The organism is Bradyrhizobium sp. CCBAU 53415, from assembly GCF_028128735.1.
Taxonomy (GTDB): Bacteria; Pseudomonadota; Alphaproteobacteria; order Rhizobiales; family Xanthobacteraceae; genus Bradyrhizobium.
Genome location: NZ_LBJF01000001.1, coordinates 721,396 through 739,803, shown reverse-complemented (window position 1 = coordinate 739,803; position 18,408 = coordinate 721,396). Strand labels below are relative to the sequence as shown.

Annotated in this window: 23 protein-coding genes; 15 read left to right on the top strand and 8 right to left on the bottom strand. The window is 64.9% G+C overall.

Annotated features, from left to right (window positions below):
* Nucleotides 1–96: 96 nt before the first annotated feature.
* Nucleotides 97–1,455, bottom strand: coding sequence for a histidine kinase (locus tag XH87_RS03370; RefSeq protein ID WP_271586158.1), 1,359 nt, complete (start codon nt 1,453–1,455; stop codon nt 97–99).
* Between the two features lie 190 nt (nt 1,456–1,645).
* Between XH87_RS03370 and XH87_RS03365 the strand changes: the two genes are divergently transcribed.
* Nucleotides 1,646–2,266, top strand: coding sequence for a response regulator transcription factor (locus XH87_RS03365; RefSeq protein ID WP_035705228.1), 621 nt, complete (start codon nt 1,646–1,648; stop codon nt 2,264–2,266).
* A gap of 70 nt (nt 2,267–2,336) precedes the next feature.
* Nucleotides 2,337–3,182: an S-formylglutathione hydrolase gene (gene fghA / locus XH87_RS03360; protein ID WP_035705230.1), complete on the top strand. Its 846-nt coding sequence runs from the start codon at nt 2,337–2,339 to the stop codon at nt 3,180–3,182.
* Between the two features lie 156 nt (nt 3,183–3,338).
* Here fghA and XH87_RS03355 read toward each other — a convergent pair whose 3' ends face one another.
* Nucleotides 3,339–3,908 (bottom strand): DUF3280 domain-containing protein, encoded by a 570-nt coding sequence (locus XH87_RS03355; protein ID WP_271586157.1) that lies wholly within the window; start codon nt 3,906–3,908, stop codon nt 3,339–3,341.
* 60 nt (nt 3,909–3,968) lie between these two features.
* Between XH87_RS03355 and XH87_RS03350 the strand changes: the two genes are divergently transcribed.
* The 6 genes from XH87_RS03350 to XH87_RS03325 all read left to right on the top strand — a co-directional run bounded on the left by XH87_RS03350 (nt 3,969) and on the right by XH87_RS03325 (nt 8,820).
* Nucleotides 3,969–5,150 (top strand): ABC transporter substrate-binding protein, encoded by a 1,182-nt coding sequence (locus tag XH87_RS03350; RefSeq protein ID WP_271586156.1) that lies wholly within the window; start codon nt 3,969–3,971, stop codon nt 5,148–5,150.
* Between the two features lie 8 nt (nt 5,151–5,158).
* A complete protein-coding gene (locus tag XH87_RS03345; RefSeq protein ID WP_271586155.1) occupies nt 5,159–6,127 on the top strand; it encodes a YVTN family beta-propeller repeat protein in 969 nt (322 codons plus the stop codon).
* Nucleotides 6,124–6,933 (top strand): ABC transporter ATP-binding protein, encoded by an 810-nt coding sequence (locus tag XH87_RS03340; protein WP_271586154.1) that lies wholly within the window; start codon nt 6,124–6,126, stop codon nt 6,931–6,933. Before XH87_RS03345 ends, XH87_RS03340 begins: the two co-directional genes overlap by 4 nt.
* The gene (locus tag XH87_RS03335; protein ID WP_035705238.1) at nt 6,930–7,778 is read left to right on the top strand and encodes an ABC transporter permease; all 849 of its coding nucleotides are present in this window, start codon (nt 6,930–6,932) and stop codon (nt 7,776–7,778) included. The genes XH87_RS03340 and XH87_RS03335 overlap by 4 nt, the downstream gene beginning before the upstream one ends.
* Nucleotides 7,775–8,380 carry a hypothetical protein gene (locus tag XH87_RS03330; RefSeq protein ID WP_271586153.1) on the top strand — a complete coding sequence of 202 codons (606 nt, stop codon included), beginning with the start codon at nt 7,775–7,777 and terminating at the stop codon, nt 8,378–8,380. The genes XH87_RS03335 and XH87_RS03330 overlap by 4 nt, the downstream gene beginning before the upstream one ends.
* A gap of 137 nt (nt 8,381–8,517) precedes the next feature.
* A complete protein-coding gene (locus XH87_RS03325) occupies nt 8,518–8,820 on the top strand; it encodes a copper-binding protein (RefSeq protein ID WP_035705241.1) in 303 nt (100 codons plus the stop codon).
* 79 nt (nt 8,821–8,899) lie between these two features.
* Here the strand turns inward: XH87_RS03325 and XH87_RS03320 are convergent, their stop codons facing one another.
* Both XH87_RS03320 and XH87_RS03315 read right to left on the bottom strand, forming a co-directional pair.
* On the bottom strand, nt 8,900–9,457 hold the full coding sequence (locus tag XH87_RS03320) for a PQQ-dependent catabolism-associated CXXCW motif protein (protein ID WP_271586152.1): 558 nt from the start codon (nt 9,455–9,457) through the stop codon (nt 8,900–8,902).
* Nucleotides 9,454–10,338 (bottom strand): substrate-binding domain-containing protein, encoded by an 885-nt coding sequence (locus tag XH87_RS03315; RefSeq protein WP_271586151.1) that lies wholly within the window; start codon nt 10,336–10,338, stop codon nt 9,454–9,456. Before XH87_RS03315 ends, XH87_RS03320 begins: the two co-directional genes overlap by 4 nt.
* Nucleotides 10,339–10,464: 126 nt before the next feature.
* On the opposite strand from XH87_RS03315, the gene XH87_RS03310 reads away from it, so the two are divergent.
* Nucleotides 10,465–11,388, top strand: a complete 924-nt coding sequence (locus XH87_RS03310; protein ID WP_271586150.1) for a quinoprotein relay system zinc metallohydrolase 2 — start codon at nt 10,465–10,467, stop codon at nt 11,386–11,388.
* Nucleotides 11,389–11,441: 53 nt separating this feature from the next.
* Complete coding sequence (locus tag XH87_RS03305) at nt 11,442–12,260, top strand: quinoprotein dehydrogenase-associated SoxYZ-like carrier (RefSeq protein ID WP_271586149.1); 819 nt, start codon at nt 11,442–11,444, stop codon at nt 12,258–12,260.
* Nucleotides 12,261–12,357: 97 nt separating this feature from the next.
* Here XH87_RS03305 and XH87_RS03300 read toward each other — a convergent pair whose 3' ends face one another.
* Nucleotides 12,358–12,717: a hypothetical protein gene (locus XH87_RS03300; RefSeq protein WP_158670189.1), complete on the bottom strand. Its 360-nt coding sequence runs from the start codon at nt 12,715–12,717 to the stop codon at nt 12,358–12,360.
* 87 nt (nt 12,718–12,804) lie between these two features.
* Between XH87_RS03300 and XH87_RS03295 the strand changes: the two genes are divergently transcribed.
* The 5 genes from XH87_RS03295 to XH87_RS03275 are packed head-to-tail and all read left to right on the top strand — an operon-like array spanning nt 12,805 to nt 16,485.
* Entirely contained in the window at nt 12,805–13,803 is a 999-nt protein-coding gene (locus XH87_RS03295; protein ID WP_271586148.1) for an ABC transporter substrate-binding protein, read from the top strand.
* 1 nt (nt 13,804) lies between these two features.
* The gene (locus XH87_RS03290; RefSeq protein ID WP_271586147.1) at nt 13,805–14,542 is read left to right on the top strand and encodes an ABC transporter permease; all 738 of its coding nucleotides are present in this window, start codon (nt 13,805–13,807) and stop codon (nt 14,540–14,542) included.
* Nucleotides 14,532–15,260, top strand: coding sequence for an ABC transporter ATP-binding protein (locus XH87_RS03285; RefSeq protein ID WP_271586146.1), 729 nt, complete (start codon nt 14,532–14,534; stop codon nt 15,258–15,260). The genes XH87_RS03290 and XH87_RS03285 overlap by 11 nt, the downstream gene beginning before the upstream one ends.
* 47 nt (nt 15,261–15,307) lie before the next feature.
* Nucleotides 15,308–16,111, top strand: coding sequence for a pentapeptide repeat-containing protein (locus XH87_RS03280; RefSeq protein ID WP_271586145.1), 804 nt, complete (start codon nt 15,308–15,310; stop codon nt 16,109–16,111).
* A gap of 26 nt (nt 16,112–16,137) precedes the next feature.
* Nucleotides 16,138–16,485 carry a hypothetical protein gene (locus tag XH87_RS03275; RefSeq protein ID WP_035705315.1) on the top strand — a complete coding sequence of 116 codons (348 nt, stop codon included), beginning with the start codon at nt 16,138–16,140 and terminating at the stop codon, nt 16,483–16,485.
* 9 nt (nt 16,486–16,494) lie between these two features.
* Here the strand turns inward: XH87_RS03275 and XH87_RS03270 are convergent, their stop codons facing one another.
* From XH87_RS03270 to pqqA, 3 genes are all read right to left on the bottom strand, one after another.
* A complete protein-coding gene (locus tag XH87_RS03270; protein WP_035705255.1) occupies nt 16,495–16,704 on the bottom strand; it encodes a hypothetical protein in 210 nt (69 codons plus the stop codon).
* Nucleotides 16,705–16,903: 199 nt separating this feature from the next.
* Nucleotides 16,904–17,746 carry a hypothetical protein gene (locus XH87_RS03265; RefSeq protein WP_271586144.1) on the bottom strand — a complete coding sequence of 281 codons (843 nt, stop codon included), beginning with the start codon at nt 17,744–17,746 and terminating at the stop codon, nt 16,904–16,906.
* 270 nt (nt 17,747–18,016) lie between these two features.
* Nucleotides 18,017–18,097: a pyrroloquinoline quinone precursor peptide PqqA gene (gene pqqA / locus XH87_RS03260; RefSeq protein WP_008562446.1), complete on the bottom strand. Its 81-nt coding sequence runs from the start codon at nt 18,095–18,097 to the stop codon at nt 18,017–18,019.
* Nucleotides 18,098–18,408 lie beyond the last annotated feature (311 nt).

Below are 18,408 nucleotides of genomic sequence, written 5' to 3'. Positions count from 1 at the left end.
GAAGCGCGATGAGATCATCGCGCTTCAGGTTATTATTTTGAGCATGACCGTCTCGGAAATCCGCCCACACTTTTCCGGATCATGCCCCGGGCGCGATCAGGCAGAAGCGGTCGGAACCAGCGCCTCGACGGTCAAGCCGGCATCGCCGGAGACGACGTTGAGCGTGCCGCCCAGCGCCAGGATCCGCTCGCGCATGCCGACGAGGCCAAAGCCGAGCTTCTGGCCCGGCTCCATGCCGCGGCCGTTGTCGCTGACCCGCACCCGGGCGCAGAAGCGGCCATCGTGAGCCATCTGCTCCGCCGGCTCGATGACGACATTGACCGAGGTCGCACCGGCGTGGCGGAAGACATTGGTGAGTGCCTCCTGCACGATACGATAGATGGTGAGATCGGCGGTCTCGCCGGTTGCGCCCAGCGCCGGCGAGATCGAGGTCTCGATGGCGACGTCGGGATGCGACTCCCGCCACAGCCGCGACAGGGATTCGAGCGCCTTGCGCAGGCCGAGCTCGGCAAGGCCCACGGGCCGAAGGCGCTCCAGCACACGGCGGTTGAATTGCTGGAGTGCATTGATCTGCTCCAGCATGGCGCTGCCGTGTTTTCGCACGGCATCCGCGCTCGGGTCGCGCCCGTCCGCCTGCTTCGCCAGCGCGCTCGCATGCGCGCGCAGCGAGAACAGGTAAGGCCCGAACTCGTCATGAAGCTCGCGCGCAATCTCCTTGCGCTCGATGTCCTGAAGCGACACCGCACGCTCGGCAAGACGCCTCTTGTCCTCGACCGCCTCACCGAGCGTCGCGGCAAGGTGATTGAGCTTGGTGCAGATCGCGGCGAGTTCCGGCGCGCCGCCCGGCGCGGCACGGGCATCGTAGCGTCCGCCTTCGAGCTTCCCCATTGCCTCCGCCAGCGACTGGAGCGGTGCCAGCGCCCGGCCGACCACGTTCGTCATGACCAAGAACAGCGCGAACGCGATCACCGAGCCGACCTCGAGCTGGGTCACGATCCCGTCCCAGATCTCGGCGATCTCGTCGTCGGGATGCGAGGTGATCACGAGTGAGGCGGGCGTGCCGCGGATCGAGACCGGCACGCTGACCGCGGTCTGCTCGGGATGAACCAGGGCGACGAACCAGGCCGGCGGCGCGCGCGTGTCGGCGTCGGCGTCAAGCCGGGGGGGCGTCAGCGGATGGCCGCCGCCGTCCCGAAGCGTGATGCTGACATGGCGCAGGCGGCTGAGATCGCGCGCGATCCGGTCGAGCCTGGCATCCGGATCGGTGGCCTCGTTGAGATCCGCCACGATCATCTCGATGAACTCGCGGGCAAGGCGGATCACGCTCTGGTCCTCGGCCTGCACGCGCGGCCCGGCTTCCGCGACCTGGCGGCCGATATTGACGGCGAGCCCCAGCGCCAGCAGCAGCGCCAGCAAGAGGTTGATGCGTCCGCGCAAGGATAAATTCTGCCACATTGGTATCGCCCGTGCCTCGCGAAGGATGCCCGCGCCTGTCCGATGACGTTGACAGAGGCGAAGCGCCCGATATCTAATCGGAAGCGTACAGCAATTCCGGCCGGGTTGCATGAAGCCACATAAGACACACGCGTCTTGCCTGGCAGTTCATGCGGCGCAGAACAGGCCGAGGCTGTCGCGGGGAACGCCTATGCGCATTCTGATCGTCGACGATCATCCCATCGTCGCCTCCGGCTGCCGTGCCGTGCTGGCGGACGAAGGCGAGGTCGAGATTTTGGAGGCCGCCGACGCCGAAGACGGCGAGTGCGTCTTCATCGTCGAACGCCCCGACCTCTGCATCATCGACATCAATCTGCCGACCGTCTCCGGATTCGAGCTGGCACGCCGCATCCTCGAGCGCGCGCCGGAGGCGCGTATCATCATGTTCAGCATGAACGACGATCCTGCTTTCGCCGCGCGCGCGATCGAGTGCGGCGCCAAGGGCTACGTTTCCAAGACCGGCGATCCCCACGACCTCGTCGAGGCGATCCGCGCCGTCGGCGGCGGCGGCACGTACCTTCCGACCGCGATCGCGCGCAGCATCGCCTTTGCGGGGCCGACGCTGGCGCAAAGCCCGCTGTCGAAGCTGAACGCGCGCGAAATGGAGATCCTGCGGCTGCTCAGCGCCGGCAAGAGCCTGTCCGAGATCGCCTGGCTGGTGCAATCGTCCTACAAGACGGTGGCCAATACCTCGTCCATCATGCGCCAGAAGCTCGGGGTGAAAACCTCGGTCGAGCTGGTGCGGCTGGCGATCGACAGCGGCGTCGCCTGACGACGCCGCAAAATTCGGTCACACAAGCGTTGCAATGTTGGTGTGGTGAGATGCCACGGAGCTCTAGGGCATGACGATCCAGACTGTCTCGACGAATAAATCCTATGGCGGTGTGCAGGGCGTCTATCGCCATGCAAGCCAGGCGACCGGAACCGACATGGTGTTCTCGGTCTACGTTCCGCCGCACGCGAACGACGCCAGGCTGCCCGTGGTCTGGTACCTCTCCGGGCTCACCTGCACGCATGCCAATGTCACGGAGAAGGGCGAATTCCGTAAAGCCTGCGCCGAGCTCGGCCTGATCTTCGTCGCGCCCGACACCTCACCGCGCGGGCCGGACGTGCCGGGTGACGCCAACAACGCCTATGATTTCGGCCTGGGCGCCGGCTTTTACGTCGACGCGACGCAAGAACCGTTCGCTCGCAACTATCGGATGTGGAGCTACGTCACCGACGAGCTGCCCAAGCTGGTCGCCGAGAACTTTCCAGTCGACGCCAAGCGGCAATCGGTGATGGGCCACTCGATGGGCGGCCACGGTGCGCTGACGGTGGCGCTGCGCAACCCGCACCGGTTTCGCGCTGCGAGCGCGTTCGCGCCGATCGTGGCGCCCTCGCAGGTGCCCTGGGGCATCAAGGCGCTGACCGGCTATCTCGGACCGAACAAGGATGCCTGGCGCAACCACGACACGGTGGCGCTGATCGAGGACGGTGCGAAATTTTCGGGCTTCCTGGTCGACTATGGCGATGCCGACAATTTCTTGAAGGAGCAGCTCAAGCCGGAGCTGCTGCAGGAGGCCTGCACCAAGACCAACATCCCGCTGACGCTGCGGCGGCAGGCGGGATACGACCACAGTTATTATTTCATCTCGACATTCATGAGCGACCACTTGCACTGGCATGCGGCAAGATTGACGGCGTGATCTTACGTCTCCCTCGCCCCGCTTGCGGGGAGAGGGTCGGGGTGAGGGGGACTCTCCACGCGGTCGGTCGCAGTTGGACTCGCGGAGACTCCCCTCACCCGGAATTTGCTCCTGCAAATTCCGGCCTCTCCCCGCAAGCGGGGAGAGGCGAAGACCTCACGGTTTTCCGTAATTCGGCGCCAGCAGACGGTTGCGGATGAGATAGCTCATCGTGCGTGACCAGGATTCATCCGTGTTGCCGCGCATGTCGGCGCTGGCGACGGTGATCATGTTGCCGGTCTTCACGTCGCGCAAATAGATGTTGAGATTGATGATCAGGTTCGAGACCTTCTGTACCAGGCCGGTAATCTCGAGCTCGGCGCCCAATTGTCCGGCGAGTTTGAGGTCGCAGCCGCCGCACGCCTGTAAGTTTGCGTGACTGGCGGCGTCCCTGACCGGCGCGATATCGAGCACCTGGAACTTGCCTGACTCTGCCAGTTCCTTGCGCAGCTGCTCGCTAATGCGCTCGAGCCGCGCCTCCTCGGGCCTCGACCCATAGAACTCGCCGGGCAGGCTGGTGTCGATCAGCTCGAAATCGAACACTGCGAGTTTCGGCGGATCGGCAAGAGCGACTGAACCCGTCAACAACAAGGCGGCGGGACAGATCAGCGCTCGCAGGATCGTGATTCCCGGCCTCGCGCGCGCGAGGACGAAATGCGGGGTTGCATGCCCTGACAAATTGGTCATGCTTGAAGCAGAAACAATTCTCCAGCGGCGGTCAAGCCGGGGAGAACGCCTGGAGGAAACATGATCCGATGGCTGGTCGGCCTGATCGGCTGGAGTCTTGCCGCAACGAGCGCACTCGCGGCCGACCCCGTCATGATCGGCGTCGGTTATCTCGGCGTCGCCGGCACCAGAGCGACTCTGTCGCTGGTCGAGCAGCCCGCGGAGAATGACGGCGTCGCGGGCGCGCGCCTCGCCATCGAAGACAACAACACCACGGGAAAATTCCTCAACCAACGCTTCACGCTGGAGGAGCGCCGCGTCAAGGAGGGCGAGGACGTCGTGCAGGCGGCGACCGACCTCGCCGCACGCAACGGCTTCATCGTCACCGACCTGCCGGCGGACGCGCTGTTGAAAGTCTCGGACGTCTTGCGCGAGCGCGGCACGCTGCTGTTCAATGCGGGGGCGATCGACGAACGGCTGCGCGAGGCCGATTGCCGCGCCAATGTGATCCACACCGCGCCGACGCGCGCGATGCTGGCGGACGCGCTCGGCCAATATCTCGTTTGGAAAAAGTGGTCGCGCTGGCTGCTCGTGGTCGGCTCGCATGACGAGGACAAGCTGTTTGCGGACGCGCTCCGGCGCACCGCTACGCGGTTCGGCGCCAAGATCGTGCAGGAGCGCACCTTCGAGGACAAGGGCGGCGCACGCCGCACCGATAGCGGCGTCACGCTGATCCAGCGGCAGATGCCGGTGTTCACACAACAGGCGCCGGCCTATGACGTGCTGGTCGCTGCCGACGAGAGTGAGGTGTTCGGCGCCTATCTACCCTATCGCACCTGGGATCCGCGGCCCGTCGCGGGCTCCGCCGGCCTCGTGCCACGCAGCTGGGACGCGGCGCAAGACCAGTGGGGCGCGATCCAGATGCAGAACCGCTTCTTCAAGCTGAATTCGCGGCGCATGACCGCGCTCGACATGCAGGCCTGGACCGCGGTGCGCATGATCGGCGAGGCTACCTCGCGCACCAATTCCGGGGACGTCAAGAAGGTCACCGACTTCATCAAGAGCCCGGATTTCTCGGTCGCCGCGTTCAAAGGCACGCGGCTGACCCTGCGCGACTGGAACCTGCAGCTGCGCCAGCCGATCCTGCTGGTCGACGGCCGCATGGTGGTGTCGGTGTCGCCGCAGGAGGGCTTCCTGCACCAGGTCTCCGAGCTCGATACGCTCGGATACGATCGCCCGGAGAGCAAATGCAAATTGAAGTGAGGACGCAGATGTCGCGCATATGGCGTGTTGGGCTTCTCTCCGGACTGGCGCTCGTCGCGGCGCCCGCGCATGCGTTCATCGCCTACGTCTCGAACGAAAAGAGCAACACGATCTCGGTGATCGACACCGACACCTGGACCGTGACGAAAACCATCAAGGTCGGGCAACGCCCGCGCGGCATCGATTTCACGCGCGACGGCAAGTTCGTGATGGTCGCGGTCGGCGACGACGACACCATCCAGGTGATCGACGCCAAGACGCAAAGCGTGGTGGACAGCCTGCCCTCGGGGCCCGACCCCGAGCTGTTCGCGCAGGATGCCGCCGGCAAGACCCTCTATGTCGCCAACGAGAACGACAACACGGTCACCGTGATCGACCTCGAGAAGCGCGCACGCCTCGGCGACATCCAGGTCGGCGTCGAGCCCGAGGGCATGACCATCAGCCCTGACGGCAAGACGCTGATCAACACGTCTGAAACCACCAACATGGCGCATTTCATCGACACCGCCTCGCGCCAGATCGTCGCCAACGTGCTGGTCGACGCGCGCCCGCGCTTTGCCGAGTTCAGGCATGACAGCTCGGAAGTGTGGGTATCCTCCGAGATCGGCGGGACGGTGTCGATCATCGATCCCGGGAAGCACGAGGTGATCGGCAAGGTCACGTTTGAGATTCCGGGCTTGCGGAAAGAGGCGATCCAGCCGGTCGGCATCGGCATGACCAGGGACGACAAGACCGCCTTCATTGCGCTCGGTCCCGCCAACCGCATCGCCGTGGTCGATGTCGCCTCGCGCAAGGTGACGAAATATCTTCTGGTGGGGCAGCGCGTCTGGCACATGGCGTTCACGCCGGACGAGAAATATCTGCTCACCACGAACGGCGTGTCGAACGATGTCTCCGTCATCGACGTTGCTGCGCAAAAGGTGATCAAGACCATCCAGGTGGGCGAACTGCCCTGGGGCATCACGATCGCGCCATGACCAGCCCTGCCCCCATCACCGAGCCACACGATGCCGCACCAGGGCCTGATCCCGCCGCCGTGCCGGCGCTGTCGATCGACGGCGTCAGCCATACCTATGGTCCGCGTCGCGCGTTGATAGACGTCTCTTTCAATGTGCAGCCCGCGAGCTTCACTGCGCTGCTTGGGCTCAACGGCGCCGGCAAGAGCACGCTGTTCTCGCTGATCACGCGGCTGTTCGGCATCCAGTCCGGCCGCGTCGGCATTTTCGGGCATGACGTCGGCAAGAATCCCGGCGCGGCGCTGCGGCTGCTCGGTGTCGTGTTCCAGCCGCGCACGCTCGATCTCGATCTGTCGCTGACGCAGAACCTGCTCTATCACGCCGCGCTGCACGGCATCGGCCGCCGCGAAGCCGCCGCGCGCAGCGGCGAACTGCTCGACCGCATCGGGCTCGAAGAGCGCGCCGGCAGCAAGGTGCGCGATCTCTCCGGCGGACAGATGCGGCGGCTGGAGATCGCCCGCGCGCTGCTGCATCGGCCACGTCTGCTCCTGCTGGACGAGCCGACCGTCGGCCTGGATGTCAAGGCGCGGGCCGATATCATCCGCCATGTTCGCCAGCTCGTGACGGAGCACGGCATCGGCGTGCTCTGGGCCACGCATCTGTTCGACGAGATCATGCCCGGTGACGATCTCGTCGTGCTGCACCAGGGCAAGGTGCTGGCGCGGGGGCCGATGAGCCGCGTCATCGCGGAAGCCGGCGCGCAGGACGTCAACACCGCCTTCATGCGCCTCACCGGCGCGCAAGTGATGCCGGGAGGCGGCGCATGAGCAGCATCGCCACGCGCGAGACGCCGCGCGGCTTCTCGGTCCAGGAGTACCTGACCTGCCTCACCGGCATCGTCTGGCGCGAGGGGCTGCGCTTCCTGCATCAGCGCGAGCGCTTCGTCTCGGCGCTGGTGCGCCCGCTGGTGTGGCTGTTCATCTTCGCCGCCGGCTTCCGCCAGGTGCTCGGCATCTCCATCATCCCGCCTTACGAGACCTACATTCTCTACGAGGTCTATATCGCGCCCGGACTGATGGCGATGATCCAGCTCTTCAACGGCATGCAGTCCTCGCTCTCGATGGTCTATGACCGCGAGATGGGCAACATGCGCACGCTGCTTGTGAGCCCGCTGCCGCGCGGGTTCCTCTTGTTCTGCAAGCTGCTCGCGGGCACCGCGGTGTCGCTGCTCCAGGTCTATGCGTTCCTGCTGATCGCCTGGTTCTGGGACATCACCCCGCCGCCCTCGGGCTATTTCACCGTGCTGCCGGCGCTGATTCTGTCCGGGCTGATGCTGGGCTCGCTCGGTATGCTGATCTCCTCGGGCATCAAGCAGCTGGAGAACTTCGCCGGCGTGATGAATTTCGTCATCTTCCCGATGTTCTTCGCCTCCTCCGCGCTCTACCCGCTCTGGCGGGTGCAGGAGGGTAGCCCTTATCTATATTATCTCTGCGAAGCCAATCCATTCACCCATGCGGTCGAGCTGATCCGCTTCGCGCTGTACGGGCAGATCAACTGGGTCTCGCTGGCGGTGGTCGCCGCTTGCACAATCGTCTTCATGATCGGAGCGATTTTGGCCTATGATCCCTCGCGCGGGCTGGCGCGACGCGGGCCTGCGGGAGGCGAAGGATGAAGGTCAGGCTCTTGGCTGCCATGGTCGTCGCGCTGTCCGGCACAGCCGCGCGCGCGGCCGATCCGCGCTACCCGGACTGGCCCTGCACCCAGGCCAAGGTGCCGGAGATCTCCCTGGCCGCCGTGTGGGCCGGTCCGCCGCTCGACGATGTCCAGAACAAATGGAAGGACGACGCCAAGGTCAGCGCGCTGGTCGCAAAGCTGTCCGCGCGCAAGACGCCGCTGGACGAGGCCGAGAAGTCCGTGAAGGAATTTCTGGCCTCCTCTGCCGACAAGACCGCGAACGCAAAGCTCCTGTTCGCCGGCCTATTCGACACGCTCAATGCCCAACGCTTCCAGGTCATGAACGGGCTCGAACGCGTCAGTCGCAAGCAGCGCGAGGCCGCCGACAAGATCCGTGAGGAGACGCTTCAGCTCCACGCCCTGCAAGGGGCGACACCGCGCGATGAGGCCAAGGTCGAGGCACTCGGCAACGAACTGATCTGGAAGACCCGCATTTTCGAAGACCGCAACAAGGTCGTGCGCTTCGTTTGCGAGGTTCCAACAGCGATCGACCAGCGCCTGTTCGCGCTCGGGCGCGTGATCCAGCAGGAAATGGAATAGCGGCAGCTCCGCTGGCGGCTCGCGACGAGTTCCCGCGATTGCCACGGGATCGTTAACTGTTTTGCGGCGCTATCTGCCGGAACCAAATCGATCTAGGATGGCTTGTCGAAGTGAATTCCAGACGTCGGGAGGCCTCGATGGGAACCACAAGAATCATCTTCGCGAGCGCTGCGGCCCTCGGCATGCTCGCAACCAGCGCCCTTGCTGACGATATGACCGGGATGATCACGCGGATTGATCGGCTCAACGGCACGATCTCGATCCAGCAGACCCAGAAGGGTACGGTCGGCACCAGCGCTGGCAGCGCCGGCGCGCTCCAGCAGTACAAGGCAAAGGACGCTGCGATGCTGGACGCCGTACATGCCGGCGACAGGGTGACGTATTCGGCGACCGATAGTAACGGCACCGGCACGTTGACGAAGCTGCAGAAGCAGAAGTAGTCGCTTCGCCTCTACCGCTTGTAGGCGAAGCTGCGCCCACATCGTCTTTGCGGGCGGGAGGTTTACCCGTGCCCGATCGCTACTGCTCCGGCCGCGGCTCCGGTTGTACCTCCTCCGTGGGAAGCCTCGCGCGCTCCCAGCCGTCGGTGCCGTCGGGGTACCAGGCAACGTTGGAGTAGCCGTAGGCCAGCGCACGCTTGGCGGCGTTCCAGGACATCCAGCAGTCGGCCAGACAATAGATCACCAGCAGTGCGGCCTTGTCGTCACGCGACGCGCGCGCGAGGCCGTGCCGGAGATAGTCGTCCATCGCCGGCGGGAGCGTGCCGTAGCCGGTATCCGGCAGCCACAGGCTGCCCGGAATGTCCTTGCGCGGCGCATCGCGCCACACCGTGCCTGCGGGAAGGTTCTTCGGCTTCGGCGGACGGGGCAACACGTCGACGAACGCGCCGCTCTTCGCGCGCCAGATCGCCTCCGCCTCCTCGGTCGTGAGCACGCGTGCGCCGGCGAGGGTCGCCGGCACCGGCGCGCGATAATTGTCGGTACGATAGCCCTCCGGCTCGAACGGCTCCTGCTGCTGCGCCAACGCCGGTGCCGCGAGCAGGGCAACGACGATCGCAGCGGCAAACGGCGGTCTCATGGCGTCTTCTTGGCCGTCTCCGCGCCAAGCGGCCGGTCGCTCTCATCCAGCAGCGGGATGCCGAAGTCGAGCAGGATCCTGTTGATCTCGCCCTGGTTCTCCTGGATCAGTTTGTTGAGCTGCCGCTTCCAGTTCTGATCGGCGGGACGCACGCCCATGCCGATGCGATAGACCAGCTTCGGCCCGGTGGTCTCCTTGACCAAGGGCGTGACATGGAGCGAAGGGCCGGCCTTCTTCGCATAGTAGCCGGCCATCGGTCCCCACAGCACGCCGGCATCGATCTTTCCAGCGGCGAGGTCGTCGATCATGGCCTGCGCCGAATTGTCGAAGCGCGTGTCGATCATCAGCGGATAGGGCTTAGCGTCGGCCATCAAGCCGGCCAACGCCATGTTGGTCGCCGGCGGCGTGCCGGCGACGATGCCGACATGCTTGCCCTTCAACTTGGGGTGCTCGAGCGTATCGACATCCTCGAGCCCGCTGCCGGTCTTCGCGACCAGCGCATAGGTCGTGCGGTAATAGGGATTGGTGCCCTGCACGAGGTCATCACCTTGCGGAAAGCCCATGATGACGTCGCAGCGATGCGCACCCAGCGTCATGCGCACGAAACCGGTAGCCTGCGGAAAGAAGACGTAGTCGAGCTTCTTCTGCAGCTTGTCCGCAAAAAACTCGGCGAGCTTGTTCTCAAACCCCTCGCCCTTCTCGTTGGAGAACGGCAGATTGCGCGGGTCCGCGCAGACGCGCAGCACCTTGGGATCGACCAGCTCGAACGAAAGATCGCCGGTCTCGCTGGTCTGCGCGATGGCGCCAGCGCCGATCGCACAGGATGCAACCACGACCCACAGTGAAAACAACCAGCGACGATGTCGTCCGGCCTCCGTCATCGCGCTTCCTCCTCGTTCTGGTTGAATGTTATCCATGCAACGCATGACGCGCCATGTGTGCCAACTTTGTCTGGCTTTGTTTTGTTGCAGCGCAATGAGAGAAACCCTTTGAACTGAGGCAGAAAAGTGTCTCGCATCGGCCTCTTGATCGCAGCCTTGTCCCTGCTTGAAGCAACGCTAGCATGCGCGTGGGCTGCCGAATTGCCTGTGAGCGAAATCGCACCGGGAATCTTCGTACACTCCGGGACTATCGCCCTGATGACCCGCGAGAACGAGGGCGGCATTGCCAATGTCGGCTTCATCGTCGGCGATGAGGCCGTGGCCGTAATCGACACCGGCGGCAGCCTGCGCGAAGGCGAGGCGTTGCTGGCCGCCGTGCGGGCCCGCACGCCCAAGCCGATCCGCTACGTCATCAACACCCATGGCCATCCCGATCATGTCTTCGGCAATGCCGCCTTTGTTGCGGAGAGAGTGAGCTTCGTCGGTCATAGCAGGCTGCCGCAGGCGCTCGCGACGCGCGGGCCATTCTATCTCGACAATTTCCGCCGCATCATGGGCAGCGAACTGATCGATCCCGTCAAGATCATCGCCCCTGCTCTGCTCGTGACCGACACGATGACGCTCGATCTCGGGTCGCGCCGCCTGAGCTTGCGCGCCTGGCCGACCGGACACAGCGACAGCGACCTGACCGTGTACGACGAGATGACCAGGACCCTGTTCGCTGGCGACCTCGTCTTTCTCCGCCACATTCCGGTCATGGACGGCAGCATTCGCGGCTGGCTCGACACATTGAAGCGGCTCGAGGCGATCCCGGCGCTGCGGGTCATTCCCGGTCACGGCCCCGTGAGCGACTGGCCCGCCGCGCTGACCGATGAACGGCGCTACCTGTCAAAGCTGCTGTCCGACATCCGCACGCTGAACAGGAACGGCGAGCCGATCCGCGCCGCCGCGGACAAGGCGGCCGCGTCGGAGCGGCCGCATTGGCAGCTGTTCGACGATTACAACGCCCGCAACGCAACCGCAGCATTCTCGGAAATTGAATGGGAGTAGCAGGCGCGCTAGGCTGTATCCAACGACTGTTTCGTCCGCGCGGGATCATGACCATGACGGGATGCACACGCCGCCTCACTCTCACCGCGCTCCTGCTCGGCCTCGCTTTCGCCATGCCGGCACAGGCGGAAGAGGCCTACGATCCCTGGCCCGGCCTGGTGCAGGACATATTCAGCAACCGTCCGATGAATGACGGCAGCGCCGTCATCGGCATCGAGATGCCGTATCGCGCCGAGGACGCGGCCATCGTGCCGGTGACCTTGCGCAGCAAGCTGTCGCCCGGCGATGCGCGGCGCATCCGTTCGATCACGCTGGTGATCGATCGCAATCCCGCGCCGATGGCGGCGCGGTTCGAGCTCGGGCCGGACGCCAATGTCACGGAGATCTCCACACGCGTGCGCGTCAACAACTACACCGATGTCCACGCGGTCGCCGAGCTTAGCGACGGCCAGCTCTATGTGTCCAAGACTTACGTGAAGGCGTCCGGCGGCTGCTCGGCGCCGGCAGGAAAGAACGTCGAGGAAGCCCGGAACCGGCTCGGCCAGATGCGCTACCGGCAGTTCGCACGCGAGGAGGCGCCGGCGAGCCGCGTCCGCGAAGCGCAGATCATGATCGGCCACCCCAACAATTCCGGGCTCCAGATGGACCAGGTCACGCAGCTCTATATTCCCGCCTTCTTCATCAACCAGCTCAAGCTGACGCAGGACGACAGCCCCGTGCTGTCGATGGAAGGCGGCATCTCGATCTCGGAAGATCCCAATCTGCGCTTCACCTACGTGTCCAACGGGGCCAAGCGCTTTCGCGCCGAGGCGAAGGACACGGATGGGCACGTGTTCCGTAACGAGTGGGACGTGGAGAAGCCGGGGACTTGATGGTCACGCCGTCATTCCGGAGCGCGCAAAGCGCGAGTCCGGAATCTCGAGATTCCGGGTTCGGTCCTACGGGCCGCCCCGGAATGACGGTGCAAAATCAGAAACACCTCACCTCGGCTTCCGCCTGGGCGCGCCTCAAATCATTCACCGCCGAGTTCGCCTGCTCCGAGGTGCGGAACTGGACGCCGAGATTGCCGCGGACCTGAGACATGCTGAGCGCAGTCTCGGCTGTAACATAGCGCGCGTAGGGCACGATCGAAGCCACCACGTCGATCGAGCAGGAGCATTGCTCGATTGCAGCCCGTGTCTCGCCGTTGGCCTTCATGCAGCCATAAACGTACTCCGCGCGCGCCGAGGTGGGATAATCATTGGCCTCCTCGGCCCGCGCCGCGCACGCGGTCGCAGCGAGCACCGCCAATGCGGCGACAATCGGTCGTAGCCGTCCGGCCAGATTCATGCGCGTCCTCCCGCTGGTTGCGACCGAGGCTATGCTATGCGTATTGTCCTGAAAAGCACTCTGTCAGAGGAAACGGCTCACAAGGCGATGAGAGCATTTGGCGTGACAAGGGCATTTGGTCGAACAGTAGCGCTCGCGACGATGCTGGCGCTGACGCTAGCCGCGCCCGGCCGCGCCGCGGATACGATCCGCCTTGCGGTGCAGAAAACCGGAACATTCTCCTGGGAGCTGGCCGCGATCCGCGCGAGCGGTCTCGATAGGGAGGCCGGCCTGTCGCTCGAGGTCACCGAACTCGCGAGCACCGAGGCCGGCAAGATCGCGATGCGCGCCGGCAGCGCCGACATCATCCTGTCGGACTGGCTGTGGGTGTCGCGCGAACGCGCGCTCGGCGCCAAGCTCACTTTCTATCCTTATTCCAGCGCGCTGGGCGCGGTGATGGTGCCGGCGGCTTCTCCAATCAAGACGCTCGCCGACCTCAGGGGCCGCAAGCTCGCCGTCGCCGGCGGGGCGATCGACAAAAGCTGGCTGCTGCTCCAGGCGCGGATGAAGCAGGACGGCATCGACCTGAAGTCGGAGGCAACCATCGTCTACGGCGCGCCGCCCCTGATCGCCGCCAAGGCGCTCGACGGCGAGATGGATGCAAGCCTCAATTTCTGGAATTTCTGCGCCCAGCTCGAGGCCAAGGGTTTTCGCCGCCTTGCCGGCATCGAGGACATCCTGCCGAAGCTCGGCGCCAAGGGCGCGGTCTCGGCCGTCGGCTATGTCTTCGACGAGAGCTGGGCGGCGAACCATCGCGAGGCGATAGCGCGCTTCATCGCGATGACCCGCAAGGCCAAGCAGTTGCTGGTGACCTCGGACGCGGCCTGGGAGCAGATCGCGCCGCTCACGGGCACCACTGATCCGGCCATGCTCAAGACCTACCGCGACCGCTATCGCGATGGTATCCCGCGCCGAAGCATCGATGAAGAGGAAAAGGACGCACGCGTGCTCTACCGCGTGCTGGCCGAGATCGGCGGCCGCGATCTCGTTGGCCCGGCGGCCGAACTCGATCCCGGCACCTTCTATCACGCAGTCCCCGGAGACTGAGTTGCTGCGTCTTCTCTCGTTCGCCCTGTTCCTCGCAATCTGGTGGATCGCCGCGTTGTTCGCCGGCGGCGCGAAGCTGCCCTCCCCGCCGGCCGTGCTCCAGGTGATGATCGCGGAAGCTTCGTCCGGGGCGCTGTTCCTGCATCTCGGCGCCACACTGGCACGCGTCACGCTCGCCTTCGTGCTGGCGATGTCGCTCGGCAGCGCGACCGGCTACCTGATGGGTCGGGTGAAGCTCGCCGACCGGCTCGGCGATCCCTGGCTGATCCTGCTGCTCAATCTCCCCGCATTGGTCGTGATCGTGCTGGCCTATATCTGGGCAGGGCTCACTGAAGCCGCCGCGATTGCGGCGATTGCCATCAACAAGCTGCCGACCGCAATCGTCACCTTGCGCGAGGGCACCCGCGCGCTCGACCGCTCGCTCGACGAGATGGCGAGCGTGTTCGCGATGCCGCGCTGGCGCGCGTTCCGCCACGTCGTGCTGCCGCAGCTTGCGCCCTATATCGCGGCCTCGGCCCGCTCGGGACTATCGCTGGTGTGGAAGATCGTGCTGGTCGCCGAACTGCTGGGACGGCCCAACGGCGTCGGCTTCGAGATCGGCGTCGCCTTCCAGCTGTTCGACACGCCGCGGCTGCTGGCCTATTCCCTGACCTTCGCCGCCGTCGTGCTCGTCATCGAAACCGTGCTGGTGCAGCCGTTCGAAGCCCGCGCAAACAGGTGGCGCCCCCGTGCGGCTTGAGGTCGAGATCAAAGGCAAGACCTTCAGAAGTGCCGCGGGCGGAATGCACGAGGTGCTGGCGCCGGTCCAATTCGCGCTTCAATCCGGCGAGGTCGGCGTGCTGATCGGACCGTCCGGCTGCGGCAAGAGCACGATGCTGCGCATCATCCTGGGATTGGACCATGACTTTGCAGGCCACGTCGCGCGACCGCCGGAGGCGCGGATTGGCATGGTGTTCCAGGAGCCGCGGCTGCTGCCGTGGCGCTCGGTCGAGCAGAACGTGCGGCTCGCTGCACCCGACGTCACCGACGCCAAGCTGTCGGAGCTGTTCAAAATCCTGGAGCTGGACGCGCATCGCAGCCATTTCCCGGGCGAATTGTCGCTGGGCCTTGCCCGGCGCGTCGCGCTGGCCCGCGCCTTTGCCGTCGAGCCGGATATTTTGGTGCTCGACGAACCGCTGGCATCGCTCGATGACGCTCTCGCTGGACGCCTGCGCGATGAGATTGCGACGCTCGTCGCGAGCCGGCCGGTGATGACGCTTTTGGTGACGCACAGCCTGGACGACGCAGTGCGGCTGGGCGATCGGCTGTTCTTCCTGTCGCCCCGGCCAGCGCGGATCGTGGCGGAAGTGCCTATCGACGTCCCGCGTGACACACGCGGCGAGGCCGAGATTGCGGCGATCAAGGCCGGCCTCGCCCAACGAACTCAAGGCAACCGCGTCGAACGAGATATCTCATAGCCGGTCGCCTGGCGGACGTGCTAGAAAGGCCGGCGGCGGAGTTGATGATGACGCGGACGCTCGCCCTCTCAACGCTTGCAACGCTTGGTCTTGCACTCGTCACCATGACGGCGGGCGCGCAGGACATGATGCGTGACGTCGACCTCACCTCCCCCGCGATGGTCTCGGCCGAAATGACCAGGCCAGAGGTCGAGGCGGTGCTGGCCAAAGCCAGTGCTGCCCAGCCCGCCGATTTCACCGGCAAACGCCTGTCGGGCCTCGATCTCTCGGGCCTGGACCTGTCCGACGCGGTTCTCCGCGCCGCGCGGCTCAACAGGACGATACTCCGAGACGCCAGGCTTGACCGTGCAATCCTCGATCAGGCGTGGCTGCTGGATGCGGATCTTACCGGCGCAAGCCTGAAGGGAGCCAATCTGTTCGCGTCGCAAATGGCCCGCGCACGTCTCGACGGCGCGAACCTGTCGGGAGCGCGCATCGCGGCCGATCTCACCGGCGCAAGCATGGTCGGCGCCTCGATCGCGGACGCGAAGCTTGGCGCCGATATGCGCAACCAGTCGATGGGGCTGATCCGCGCGGTGCTGCGATCCGCCAACCTGGAACGGCTGAACGCGCGCAACGCCGATTTGTCACGCGTCGACCTCGAATTCGCGGTCCTCAGGAGCGCCGACCTGAGCGGTGCATCGCTGAAGAACGCCCAACTCGGCGGAGCCGATCTGACCGGCGCCATCGTCATCGACGCCGATTTCGACGGCGCCGATCTCGCCTCCGCCAAGCTGATCGCGCCGAACGGCCTTGACCGCGCCAAGAATTTCGACAAGGCAAGGAACCGCGAACGCCTGATCAGGGAATGACGGCGCGCCTTTGGGAGGACTTCTTGATGCGTTGGGTTCTGGCATTGATCGCGTCGCTGACGCTTGCCGGCGAGGCCGCCGCGCAGGCCAAGGGCAAGGGAATCCGGCTCTGGAATCTGACGACCGAAACCATCTCCGGCTTCCAGCTCGCTCCCGCTGGCAGGACCGATTGGGGTCCGAACCAATGCTTGAACGACAAGGACAAGGAGGTCGACCACGACGAGCGGCTGCGCATCAACGGCGTCGAGCCGGGCCATTACGACGCCAGGGTAAGCTATCCCAACGGCCGGCAGTGCATCGTCCGCAGCATCGAGATCAGGGCCGACGCGGTGTTCTCAATCGCCGACAAGGATTTGAAGGATTGCACCAAGTAGCGCCGCCGCTCACGCCTTGTCATGCGTGTGCGGATATTCGCAGCGCCACCGCACCGCGTGCCATTTCGGATGCTCGCCGACCCATTGCGCGATATAGGGCGGCGCGGCCATCACACATTGCCGCGGCGACCCGAAATAGTTGAACACCAGGTGCTGCTCCTCGCAGGTCGCCGGCGAGAGCACCGCACACACAGTCACCACCAGGTCAATCGGGTTCATGCCGGGATCCTCTCGCAAGGGGCAATGGAGGTTAGCACGAAAGATTACGTGCCAAGGAGGGGGAAGTTTCAAGCGGGTGAGGAATGCAGTGGGAACTATCTCACCTCCCCCTCGCTGTTGTGGCGAAGCAAAACGCCGAAGCCGCCACATCGTCATGGCCGGGACAAGTCAGGACACGCCCGGGGATCACGACCCGCAGCTAGAAGTTGATCCCGAACACCATCCGGGCCTGGTGCCGCTCGAAATTCACGAGGTCGAGATTGGCGCTCGATCCGACCGGACGTCCCCAAGCCTGCATGCTCCAGCTCAAGGTCAGCCGCGAGCGCTCGGACAGCTGGAAATAGGCGGTGGGGCCGACGAACAGGGCCTGGCCTGAAAACTCGCCAAGGCCGATCCCCTCATACTGCCGGAAATAGCGCAACTCCCCACCGAGCAGCACATTCGGCCGCACGCGCACCAGGCCGGCAAACGCCGCGCCGATCGTTGAACTCTTCTCGGATACCCCTCCAACCTCGAAGCGCGCCCATTCCGGTTGATAGATCAGGTTGACGGCGCCGATGGCGAAGTTCGGGATGAGTTCGCGGTCGAGGGCCAGCGTGAACTCGGTGCCGTACATCTGCCCTTTCGCGCCGCTGGTCTCGTCGATCCGGTCTCCGTGCAGTTCGGCAGCGACGGTGAGGCCAAACGGCGCGCGGTTGCGATCCAGCAGCCGATAGCGCAGGTCGAGCGAGGCGCCCTGGAAGCTGAACTGGCGGCGGTCGTCGATTTCAGGGACGCCGGTGATGTCGTGCAAGCTGGCGGTGCCGCCGACCTCGACACGAAAATTCGGCAGCGGCACCACCTCGATCTCGACCTCGTGATCGAGGGCGCGATAGGCCCCTCCGCCCTTGCCGAAGCGCCCCGTCGTCTGGGTCTGGAATTCGCGCTCGCCGGCATTGCCGACATCGGTGCCGATCATGAAGCCGAAAATGTGCTCGGTATCAAAACCTTCTTCGGCGCTGGTGCGCGCCGGTGCGAGCGCAATCGCGCACCCGATCACCATCCAAGACTTAAAGGCTTTGCCGCGCATCCCTTGTCCCGAAGGCGCACGCCGCCGTGGATGCGGCGGCAGCGCTGACGAGCGTCAGCGTAACACACCGCCGCGGAGCGCGGTCGAGATTTTGATGGGAGAGGATTGAAGCCTGCACACGCGCAGCTCGGCGTCACTCGCGAAGCACGGAGGAAGCACGGAGCACGACGAGGCCAGGCCGAAGTCCGACACTGCCGCGGCTTCGACCGCATTCGCCATCGAAGCCGCCGCAGGTCGTCGATCTTACTTGCGCGAAGCGCAGGCGTACATGTTGATTTCCATGCCGACCGGCACTTCCACGATCTTCGGAGCTTTCCAAGCCATTCGGGTCTCCCAAGGTGTTGAGCGCGACATCGCGCGGCGCAAAACCTAGGGCTGCGTCAGGTGCAGTTCAAGCCTCGATTCGACTCCCGCGACCGTCAGCGTCGATTCTTCGCGGCTGCATTTCACTCTCGGACAAAGCCAGTTCCCTCTTGGTCAAACGAGACCCGGGAAACAGCACCTTGTGCGATGCACCGCACTTCGAATCGACAACGGCGCCGTCAGCAGCCCTTCTCGGCCATTGCGGCGTTCGGCCTGGCAACTTCGGCACGCCGGGCCGCCGCCGGCTCACTCTGCATTTGCCGCTGCGCATC